At 68.0% G+C, this 7,584-nt stretch carries 10 protein-coding genes and 1 tRNA gene; 4 read left to right on the forward strand and 7 right to left on the reverse strand.

Annotated features, from left to right (window positions below):
• The coding region (locus tag AB4Y86_RS07720; protein ID WP_441401588.1) for a dihydroxy-acid dehydratase domain-containing protein at window positions 1-335 on the reverse strand (335 nt) is incomplete at its 3' end.
• Window positions 336-473: 138 nt separating this feature from the next.
• Complete coding sequence (locus AB4Y86_RS07725; RefSeq protein ID WP_441401590.1) at window positions 474-1,412, reverse strand: LysR family transcriptional regulator; 939 nt, start codon at window positions 1,410-1,412, stop codon at window positions 474-476.
• Window positions 1,413-1,517: 105 nt separating this feature from the next.
• Between AB4Y86_RS07725 and AB4Y86_RS07730 the strand changes: the two genes are divergently transcribed.
• The 4 genes from AB4Y86_RS07730 to AB4Y86_RS07745 all read left to right on the forward strand — a co-directional run bounded on the left by AB4Y86_RS07730 (window position 1,518) and on the right by AB4Y86_RS07745 (window position 4,032).
• Window positions 1,518-2,384: a sunset domain-containing protein gene (locus AB4Y86_RS07730; protein ID WP_441401592.1), complete on the forward strand. Its 867-nt coding sequence runs from the start codon at window positions 1,518-1,520 to the stop codon at window positions 2,382-2,384.
• 2 nt (window positions 2,385-2,386) lie between these two features.
• Window positions 2,387-3,490 (forward strand): PQQ-dependent sugar dehydrogenase, encoded by a 1,104-nt coding sequence (locus AB4Y86_RS07735; RefSeq protein ID WP_441401594.1) that lies wholly within the window; start codon window positions 2,387-2,389, stop codon window positions 3,488-3,490.
• A gap of 118 nt (window positions 3,491-3,608) precedes the next feature.
• Window positions 3,609-3,684, forward strand: a tRNA-Lys gene (locus AB4Y86_RS07740).
• A 141-nt stretch (window positions 3,685-3,825) separates the two neighbouring features.
• On the forward strand, window positions 3,826-4,032 hold the full coding sequence (locus AB4Y86_RS07745) for a hypothetical protein (RefSeq protein ID WP_441401596.1): 207 nt from the start codon (window positions 3,826-3,828) through the stop codon (window positions 4,030-4,032).
• Window positions 4,033-4,076: 44 nt separating this feature from the next.
• Here AB4Y86_RS07745 and AB4Y86_RS07750 read toward each other — a convergent pair whose 3' ends face one another.
• The 5 genes from AB4Y86_RS07750 to AB4Y86_RS07770 form a co-directional block, all read right to left on the reverse strand.
• Window positions 4,077-5,159, reverse strand: a complete 1,083-nt coding sequence (locus tag AB4Y86_RS07750) for a DUF1648 domain-containing protein (protein WP_441401598.1) — start codon at window positions 5,157-5,159, stop codon at window positions 4,077-4,079.
• The gene (locus AB4Y86_RS07755; RefSeq protein WP_441401600.1) at window positions 5,156-5,542 is read right to left on the reverse strand and encodes a GntR family transcriptional regulator; all 387 of its coding nucleotides are present in this window, start codon (window positions 5,540-5,542) and stop codon (window positions 5,156-5,158) included. Before AB4Y86_RS07755 ends, AB4Y86_RS07750 begins: the two co-directional genes overlap by 4 nt.
• Before the next feature lie 111 nt (window positions 5,543-5,653).
• Window positions 5,654-6,748 (reverse strand): AI-2E family transporter, encoded by a 1,095-nt coding sequence (locus AB4Y86_RS07760; RefSeq protein WP_441401602.1) that lies wholly within the window; start codon window positions 6,746-6,748, stop codon window positions 5,654-5,656.
• Window positions 6,749-6,799: 51 nt separating this feature from the next.
• Window positions 6,800-7,351 carry a hypothetical protein gene (locus AB4Y86_RS07765; protein WP_441401604.1) on the reverse strand — a complete coding sequence of 184 codons (552 nt, stop codon included), beginning with the start codon at window positions 7,349-7,351 and terminating at the stop codon, window positions 6,800-6,802.
• A gap of 76 nt (window positions 7,352-7,427) precedes the next feature.
• A complete protein-coding gene (locus AB4Y86_RS07770) occupies window positions 7,428-7,562 on the reverse strand; it encodes a hypothetical protein (protein WP_441401606.1) in 135 nt (44 codons plus the stop codon).
• Window positions 7,563-7,584: the final 22 nt, after the last annotated feature.

Here is a 7,584-nt window from a genome sequence, read left to right on the forward strand (position 1 = left end):
ACCTCGCGCGACACCAGGGAGAAGTGCATGCCCTCGTGGCCCATCGAAATGCCGTCGGATACGGAGATGGTGCCGAACTGCATCGGGAAGCCGCCGCCGGCGAAAACGCCTTCCTTGGCGCCCTGGGCCAGCCGGTTCAGGGACAGGTTGCAGGGGGTGATCTCGTTCCATGAGCTCGCCACGCCGACCTGGGGCTTGGCGAAGTCGTCGTCGCCCATGCCGACCGCGCGGAACATGCCGCGCGCCGGCGCGGCATGGATTCCGTCGGTAACGACCCGGCTGCGGGGCTTGATGTCCGGCTTGGTGTCTGTCGCTGTCTCGGTGTCCTGGCTCATGGTCCAAAGTCTAGGGCCCCGTCAGCGGCCGCCACGATCCGGCCCGGCTCATTAAGCGTAAATCCGGGAATATTTCGCCCAAATGGTGGACGTTTGTCTCACCTAGTGGACTTTTGATAGGCGATTCAGAATCCGGATTCAGTTGCTGTGAGCCGCGTCACGCAGCTCGGAAGCTTCGGCCACGGCCCGCGCTTCCGCCTTGAGCATGGCGAGCACCTGCTGGATGGTGGTCCGCGCCGCGACCTCGGGACGGACCAGCACCACGACGCTTCGACTAGCCTTGACCCCGCGGAGCGGGCGCAGCACGAAGCCGCTGCCCTGGTTCTTGAGCGCGGTATAGCGCGGCAGCAGGCTGAGCCCGTGCCCGGCGGTGACCAGTGCCTCCAAAACGCGCAGGTCCGGAAACAGCTGCGCCCGCAGGGCCGGGGCGCCGGCCTGCACTTCGATCTGGCGCAGGACGGTATCGAAGGGGAAGCCATCCGGCACCCCCATCCACGGGAACCCCACCAGGTCCGCGGCGCCAAGCGCCGCCTTGGCCGCCAGTGCGTGGCCCGCCGGGACCGCCACGTCCAGCGGCTCGTCCAGCAGGGGGATCACCATCAGGTCCTGCCGGGCGAAGACGTCGGGCCCGTCGACGCTGTGCGCCAGCACGATGTCGTAGTCTGCGGCCAGGGCAGCAAAGCCGGCGACGCCGGGATCCTCGAAGTGCGCCTGGAAGCGGAGTCCCTCGATGTCCTTTACGCGGTGCAGCAAACCCGGCAGGAACATCTCTGCGGCACTGGGGAAGAAGGCCGCCTTGATCTGGGTCTGCCAGCCAAGCCGGTAGGTGTCGATGGTCGCCTCGGCGCGGGCCATGGCGGTGGACACCTCGGCTGCCGCGCCGGCCATGGCCAGCCCCGCCTCGGTCAGCCGGACTCCCCTGCCCGACTTTTCCACCAGGACCACGCCCAGCTCGTCCTGCAGCGTCTTGAGCTGCTGTGAGACCGCGGACGGCGTCACCCGCAGGGCCTCGGCGGTGGCCCCCACTGTGCCGCGGTCCGCCAGTTCGCGGAGAATCCGGAGTCTCTTGAAATCCATGAAGCGAGGCTACACGGGCCGCGTCCGGAACTATGGACAGCCGCGACGGGCCGGACGTAACGTCAAGCATCGGCAACCCTGCCGCCTGGACAGAAGGATTCGGCCATGGATTGGATTATCTGGCTCATCGTGATCGTGGTGATTGTCGGCGTCGTATGGTGGCTGCTGAACCGCAACAATTCCCGCGGTGCCGCCGGAACGTCGACGTCCGCCGGCTCCGGATCCGCCGCCTCGCCGCAGGCTCCCCCCGGGCCGGAAAAGCACGACGGCGCCCTGTCCGGCGGGAACGCGGCGGCGTCTGCCGTCGCCGCCGCCACCACCGGGATTCCGTCCGCGGCCGGCTTCGGCAACGCCGAGCCGGTCTCGCCGACGACGGCGGACGACCAGGCGGCCGCCGGCGAGTGGGAGACCCAGTGGTCGGAGACGCCGCCTGCCGAGGTCCCGGCCAGCACCCACCACGACGTTCCCCGCGGCGCGCACGCCGCACATGTGGCTGACACGGCCCAGCCCTCCGACGTGGAAACCAAGGCAGGCGCCACAACCGCTTTGCCGGACGAAACCGCCTCGCCCGAGGCGGGGGCACCGGCGCAGCACGCCCCGGTGCACCATCCCGAATATACCGAGCCGCACTCCCCCACCCTTCCCGGCGCGGAATCGGCTGCGGCCGAAGCGGCCGAGGTGGAGACGGCACAGGCCACATCCTCGGCAGCAGCCTCCGAGGGCGCCGCGAGCCACACCGCTGCGCCAGCCGGGCATCTGGCCGTGGAGCAGCCTTACGGTGAAGGATCCGCGGCCCCGGGCCCCGATGGCAGCGGGCCGGAGGGGTTCACCGTGAAGGGGACCGCCTCGTCGATGACTTACCACGATGAGACTAGCCCGTCCTATCAGGAAACCCGGGCCGAGGTCTGGTTCCTTTCCGCGGCGCACGCCGAGGCCGCGGGCTTCCGACCGCCGCGCCGTTCACGGTTGTAGCCGTGCCCCGGCGGTCGCCGCTGCGGGCCGTCCGGGCGGCCGTGGTGGCTGCCGCGCTCCTGGCAGCGGCGGCCTGCACCAGCAACCCCACTCCTTCCCCTTCGGCCCCTTCTGCTGGCAACAGCCTGGCCGCCCCGGAGACGCCCACGATCACCGCCCGCATCGACGCCGGGCTGACGTTGCCATGGTCGACGGTCTTCCTCCCCGACGGCACCGCCCTCATCTCGGAGCGGGACAGCGCGCTGCTGAAGTTCCTGCCGCCGGGCGCCAGCGGACCGGCGGCCACGGTAGCAAAGGTCCCCGACGTCGTCCCCGACGGAGAAGGCGGCCTGCTGGGACTGGCGCTGTCGCCGCACTTCGCGACGGACCGCTACCTGTACGCGTATTTCACTGCCCAGACCGACAACCGGATTGCCCGCTTCCGGCTCGACGGCAGTAGCAGGCAGCCTTCCCTAGGGGCACCCGACATCATTTTCACCGGGATCCCGAAGGCCTCTACGCACAACGGGGGCCGCATCCGCTTCGGCCCGGACGGGTACCTCTACGTCGGCACCGGCGATTCCCAGCGACGCGACCAGCCGCAGGACCGAAACGCCCTGGGCGGCAAGATTCTCCGCCTCACCGCCGAGGGGAAGCCCGCCCCCGGCAATCCCTTCGGCAACAACCCCGTTTACAGTCTGGGGCACCGAAACGTCCAGGGCCTCGATTGGGACAGCGCGGGGCGCTTGTGGGCCAGCGAGTTCGGCCCGGACGTGGACGACGAATTGAATCTGATTGTCCCCGGCGGCAACTACGGCTGGCCCGAGGTGACGGGCGCGCCGCACCGGGCCGGGTTCCTCGACGCGAAAGTGGTGTGGCCGTCGACTGCGGAGTCATCGCCCAGCGGCCTCCAGATTGTCGGTAACACCGCCTACCTCGGCGCGCTGCGGGGCCAGCGCGTCTGGGCAGTCCCGCTGAGCGGTGATGTTGCCGGCCTCCCTGTGGCCTATTTCACAGGAGAGTACGGCCGGATCCGCGACGTTTCGCTCGCGCCCGACGGCCGCCTGTGGGCCCTGAGCAACGGCCAGAACCCCGATTTTGTGCTGGTTTTGAGCCTGCGCGGGTAGCCGCCCCGGCGCCCGCCGCGCCGATTTCACACTCCGCCCAAACTCGTGTAGAGTTTCATGTCGTTGCGGAGAACACCACGGGAAACAAAAAGCCCCGGCGGAACCCAAAACAACAGCTGCACCTCTAGCTCAACTGGCAGAGCAATTGACTCTTAATCAATGGGTTCCGGGTTCGAGTCCCGGGGGGTGCACCAACGAAAAACCCCGTCTTTACTGGCCTAACGGTCATGAAGGCGGGGTTTTGTTTTGCCCGGATTTCTCGGGAGAAACAAACCACGAGTCCCCCGGCAGATCGGGGCCTTCCCGCGCACCACACCGAGTGGGACGATGCCATCATGAGTGAGAAACATGACGGGCCAGCGGAGGATCACGGCCAGCACCTCCGCGCCCATTCAGCGCCGACGACGCAGCAGATCCGCACGGTCGGGCAGCGGCGGCGGGAGGCAGAGGAAAAGCTGGAGCACCATCTGGACGAAGCGCGCCACAAAAGCGAACACCACGATGCCCCCGAGCAGGGATCCGCAACGGAAACAGACCAGTAGTCAGCCGTGGCTCGCGGTGCCGGCGGGGTCCCGCCGGCTGCGGGTCAGCTGCCTAACCGGAGGATGATCACCAGAACGATGAGGGCAACCACACCGGCCAAAAGCATCGATGCCCTTGGATTGCCGACATTGATCGTCCAGCCGAGACCGAACCGACGTGGAACAAGCAAGGCATGGTCTTGCCTGTTGACGTAGACCAGGCCTCCCCGCCAGTATTTGTCGTCGTCCCGGTGCGTCAGGCCGGTCTCTGCCTCACTGCCGCCGCGCTCTCGGTTGTTCCTGGCCAAAACCACGACGGTGGCAACAACGGCCGCCAGGATCGGCACCGCGACCACCAGGGGTGCCCATGAGGTGATGGTTCCGGTCCACATCAGCAGCGATGACAGCATCATTCCCAGGTCGATCGTGGCGACCAGTGCGAGCAAGGCCCGGGCGCTCAGTGACATGTAGCGGCGGGACCAGCGCGCGGATCCCACCGGCTGGGCCGGGTCGATGTCGGGCCTGCTGCGGGTGATGGCCGCCGCCATGCCTGCCAACAGTGCCGTCATGCCGATTTGCACGAACACCAGGGAGAAGGCCGAGCCTACCGACTTGGCGACTACCCGGTCAGGCGCACCGTGAGCGCCGTAATGCACCGCAAGCGTTCCGGGCATCGTCGGGTAACTGAGTACTCCGATCACCACGGTGGCGGCGGTGATGAGCAGAGCCGGCGCCAGCCAGAGCCAGGGGAACCGCGGCGGATTGGTCCGCAGCTCGGTGTCGACCGTGATGCCTTGGTGTAGTCCCTGGTACCAGCCCCCGGCGGCCTTAGCGGCGCGGATCTCCTGATTGGCGAGCGAGAAACACCCGTACCAGACGCCGACTAGCACCAGCACCGACACGGGCAGCAGCAGCGGATCGCCGGTGACAGCGAACGTGGCGATTCCGGCCCCGGCGGTGATGACACCGCTGATCAGGACGCGCCAGCGATAGATGCGCTCCTGCCGGAGGACGGTCGGGTCCCCCGCGTGCTGGGCCGGTACCCGGACCCCGAACGGCACGATCGGACTGGTGACCGAGGGCAGCACCAGCGCAAGCAACAGCACCAGGCCCAGCAGCACCACGCTCAATACAATGGCAACGGTCATGGCGTATCCTCTCGCGGCGTGGCGAATTGTTCGAGCACGGAACGGCAGGTCCGAAGAACCTCCTCGGGCGGCAATCCCCTGGCCACAGCCTCCGCCAGGACCGTCCGCACTCTTGCAGTCCATTCGGGGGCGAACGAATGGTCAGCAGTCGCCGTGGTCACCACCGCGCCGGCGCGGCTCAGCCGGATCAGACCCTCCTGTCGCAGGAGGTCATAAGCCTTGTTAACGGTGTGGAAGTTGATCCCGAAATCCGCGGCGAGGGTCCGGGTCGCCGGCAACGGACTGCCGTCGGTCAGCACGCCGGAAGCGATCGCCTCGACAACCTGGTCGCGAAGCTGCTGGTAGAGCGGGACAGTGCCGCCCAGGTCAACGTTCAGGATCATTGCCACAGCCCTCCACTCTTTGTTCTATATATTATAGAACAAAGCTAGCAGGCCTGAGGCAACAACGGCGGACTATTTTGGCCTTCTTATTGCGTCGTCGAGCGTCAGGCGTCAGGCGTCCGGCGCCGTTGCCGCCGCCTGACCGTCGACGGCGTCCCGTCCTGACCAGGTCTTGATCATTGTCCAGCCGACGGCGGTCAGCGGGACGGCCAGGAGGGCGCCGACGATTCCGGCAAGTATGGTGCCGGCCGCCAGCGCGAGCAGGATGGCCAGCCCATGGATCTTGAGCACTTTGCCCATCAGGAGCGGTTGGAGCAAGTGGTGCTCGAGCTGGTTCGCCCCGATCACCACCGCGAGGACCACAATCGCCGTGACGGGCCCGTTGGAAATCAGCGCAACGCCGACGGCAAGTGTGCCGGCCGCCGTCGCGCCGACGATCGGAATGAACCCGCCGATGAAGACGAAGGCACCCAACGGGAGGGCCAGGGGCACGCCCAGAATGACCAGGGCGATTCCGACAATGAGCCCGTCGGTGGCCGCAATCAAGGCGGTGCCGCGTACGTAGCCGCCCAGGACCACGGTGCTGCGCTCGGCGGACAGGAGCGCCTTGGCCCGGTGCCGGGCGGGCAGGAATCCGATGACGAAGGCGCGGATCTTGGCGCCGTCCTTGAGGAAGAAGAACAAGGTGACGGCCATGAGGACCATGCCGGCGAGGATTTCGCCGATGGTGCGGGCCCCGGTCAGGGCCTCGGTGCCGAAGGAGCTGGAGGTGAAGAACTTCTGGACGGTTTCGCGGATGCCCGTGATCTGGGTGTCGTTGACCGGGACCGGCCCGCTGTTCAGGAACGCATGAAGCCGGTCGATGCCTACCGTGAACTTCGCAATGAGGTCCTTCGACTGCGCCCGGACGAGGAACACGATGCCGGTAATGACGCCGCCGAAGACGGCCAGGATGGCCACGAAGGCCGCGACGACGGCGAGCGCACGCGGCCAGGAGTGGCCCGTGAGCCAGCGGACCAGGGGCGCGATCGCGGCGGCGAGGATCATGGCGATCAGTACCGGTATCAAGACCAGCGGCACCCTGGTGGCGGCCCAGACAATCGCCCAGCCGAGGGCGGCGACGGTGAGGGCCTGGACGGAGCGGATGCTGGCACGGCCGAGTCCGTCCGCCCAGATGGGCGGCAGTCCCTCGCGGAAGTCAGGCATAGGATTCTCTCTTTCAAGCGGCCGGGTGGTCCTGTAAGCAAACATGTCCGTTTAAGGAAGCGGGTCCCGCCGCCGGAGGCCCAAGAGTGCGGAGCCGGAGACCAGCAATCCGCCCAACGCCAGCAGGACCGCTCCGGCACCTGTTCCCTCCCTGGTGGCAACGGGGGCACCGGTAGGCTCCGCAGCGTCTGCTGCCTGCGGGGCGGGAAGTACCGAGGGGGCCGCTGGCGCCGCCGTCGTGCCAGCAGAGAAGGGAGGCGCGGGGGCGGCGGTTCCGGACAGCGGGCTGGCTGAAGCCGCGGGGACCACGACAGGGACCACTGCAGGGGCGGGAGACGGCCCCGCTGCGCTTGGAACCGGGGCCGGGGGAACTGCTGGCGCCGGTGCCGCGGGGGGCGCCGACGGCGCCGCCGACCCCGTCGGCGAGGGCTTGCGGGTGTTCGACTCCGTCGGGGTAGGCGTGGCTGCGGGCTGGCACCAGCCCAGGGAAACCACTACCACGGGACCGCAGGGCTCGGCGGCGGCCGGAGCCCCGACGGCGGCGGTGATGGCGAGGACAGCCATGGCCGTGGCAGCACCGCCGACACTCCTACGCTTTCTCATCCTCGCCATACTACGTTCCCGCAATCCGGGTGAGGGGATTCTCCGCTGATTTCCGGCCGACCAAGGCGGGCCGCTCCTAGCGTCGGCTGGCCGCGGCCAACTGGAAGTGGATGGGCAGTGCAAGTTGGATCGGCGCGGCGCCGACCGGCTCGTCCAGCAACTCGTTGATCGAGGACTGGCCGTCCAGCTCGGGTGGCGGTGCCGTTTCCATAGGAAAACCCTATGTGAGCACT

Source organism: Arthrobacter sp. 2YAF22_2, assembly GCF_052114645.1.
GTDB lineage: Bacteria > Actinomycetota > Actinomycetes > Actinomycetales > Micrococcaceae > Arthrobacter.

Bases quoted from the DNA above. Each gene is read 5' to 3' on its own strand.
- AB4Y86_RS07725 (WP_441401590.1), bottom strand. From the start codon at position 1,412: ATGGATTTCAAGAGACTCCGGATTCTCCGCGAACTGGCGGACCGCGGC.
- AB4Y86_RS07730 (WP_441401592.1), top strand. From the start codon at position 1,518: ATGGATTGGATTATCTGGCTCATCGTGATCGTGGTGATTGTCGGCGTC.
- AB4Y86_RS07745 (WP_441401596.1), top strand. From the start codon at position 3,826: ATGAGTGAGAAACATGACGGGCCAGCGGAGGATCACGGCCAGCACCTC.
- AB4Y86_RS07750 (WP_441401598.1), bottom strand. From the start codon at position 5,159: ATGACCGTTGCCATTGTATTGAGCGTGGTGCTGCTGGGCCTGGTGCTG.
- AB4Y86_RS07755 (WP_441401600.1), bottom strand. From the start codon at position 5,542: ATGATCCTGAACGTTGACCTGGGCGGCACTGTCCCGCTCTACCAGCAG.
- AB4Y86_RS07760 (WP_441401602.1), bottom strand. From the start codon at position 6,748: ATGCCTGACTTCCGCGAGGGACTGCCGCCCATCTGGGCGGACGGACTC.
- AB4Y86_RS07765 (WP_441401604.1), bottom strand. From the start codon at position 7,351: ATGAGAAAGCGTAGGAGTGTCGGCGGTGCTGCCACGGCCATGGCTGTC.
- AB4Y86_RS07770 (WP_441401606.1), bottom strand. From the start codon at position 7,562: ATGGAAACGGCACCGCCACCCGAGCTGGACGGCCAGTCCTCGATCAAC.